Raw genomic sequence first — 2,010 nt, 5'->3', positions numbered from 1 at the left:
TAGCTATACAAGGAGATGCCAGCTATATGCCAAAGATCTCAGTCGTAATTCCCGCCTACAACGTGGGCAGGTACCTTTCGGAATGCCTTGCCAGCATCAGCTCACAAGATTATAAGGACTTCGAAGCTCTGGTCATCAATGACGCAAGCACGGACGACACGGCGGCCGTTGCAGCGGAAGCGGCCGGCAAAGACGAGAGAATTCGATTGGTGGAGCACCCCAGCAATATGGGCACCCATTTGACAAGACGCACTGGCGTGCAGGAAGCCAAGGGTGAATACACCTTCTTCCTGGATGGCGACGATGCCCTGGCGCCTTCCATGCTCAGCGAGCTGTCAGAGGCCATAGACCTTCACCCTGCTGACATCATGCATTTTGGCATCACCGTGACGGCAGCGAACGGCACTCTGGACAAAGAACGGCAAGATTTCGAGAGCTTTAACAACAAGCCCACCAAGCCAAGCCAGGGCCTCGATATCGTTCGCGACATTTTTGATGAAGACCGCGGACAACAGGTGGACTGGCGGTTCACCCAGCGGCTCTATAAAACAGCCTTGCTCAAGAAAGCCTTTGCCGCCATGACCGACAATCGCTTGGGCCGCTCTCAGGACGGGTACGAGTGCTTTGTCACCTCAGCGCTTGCTCAGTCTTATCAGCCGATCAAGGAATGCAGGGGATATTGCTATTACTATGGCCGTGGAATCAGCGGCACCGCACAGATCACCCCCAAGCTGTATGCACGATATTGCCGGGAATTCCAATCGAACTTTGCAGCTGCTTATGATTTCGCCAACAGCCAGCACTCGGCCATATTGCAGAAATGCGCCCTGGGATTCGAGCATAAGGGCACGGAAATACTGGCCAATGACTGGCTGCTGCGCATCGATGATGAGCATAAGGCCGAGGCCGCCCATGATATGAGCGACATTTTCGGCCCCGCCATCACCGGCAGGGAGATCTATCGCTTTATTCGAGATAGGGCATATGACTTTCTTCATCAGCAATCCGCCATTGATGACACGGACCCTCTGTGGGGTTGGAAGGCCATAGCAGACAGGATATTTGTGAACTCCGCTCCCCCTCTGCAGCTTGAACGCTATCAAAGCATGCGCAGCAAGGCCAATGAACACCTGAGCGATCTCCAGGCCCGACAGACGCTTGATGCCTATAACCGACAGCGCATCAGGATTTTTGTAACAACGCATAAAAAAGTCGACATCCCCAAGTCCGAGATCCTGCAACCCGTACAGGTAGGACCTGGCCTTACAAAGGCAAGGATGAAGAATACCCTGCACGATGATGACGGCATTAACATCTCAGAGAAGAACCCGAGATACTGCGAACTCACCACACAGTATTGGGCGTGGAAAAACGTCGACGCCGACTACTACGGGTTCTGCCATTACCGCCGATACTTTGATTTCTCCAAGGACACCCACAGGGAGAACACTTACGGAGAAATCATGGATGACTATATCGACGATGCCGCCATCAAGCGATATGGCCTTGACGACGCGACTATCTCCGCAACTGTCAAAGGCTATGACGTTATCACCACCGGCATCAAGGACCTTCGAACAACCATCGACAATTGGGGCAGCCCGCTGGCTCTGTACAGGGCCGCACCGGACCTGTACCTGAAGGATCTGCAAAAGGCCTGCGCCATCATCATGAAGTCGCACCCTGACTATAGCGATGACGTCAAGCAGTATCTGCACGGGCATTATTCATGCTTCTGCAATATGTTTATTATGCGCAAGGACCTCTTCTTTGCCTACTGCCAGTGGCTGTTCCCCATACTTGACGAATTCGAGCAGAGCACCGACATGTCTGCATACAGCCAGGAGGGTCTGCGCACGCCAGGCCATCTGGCCGAGCGGCTTTTCAACATCTGGCTTATTCACCAGCGCCGGATCAAGCCCACATTGCGCATCAAAGAGCTGCAATGCGTTCATTTTACCCACCCAGAACAGCAGACGATCTGCAGGCCTCTTGAACTTGCCGACAATG

General features: G+C 53.4%; 1 protein-coding gene. It reads left to right on the top strand.

What is annotated here, in order from left to right:
* Window positions 1-26: 26 nt before the first annotated feature.
* A partial coding sequence (locus AC0AP0_RS12795) for a DUF4422 domain-containing protein (protein WP_490430762.1) occupies window positions 27-2,010 on the top strand: 1,984 nt, incomplete at its 3' end.

Source organism: Bifidobacterium sp. POST2/T3 (B1), assembly GCF_058197115.1.
This window is presented reverse-complemented; position numbering and strand designations above follow the sequence as displayed.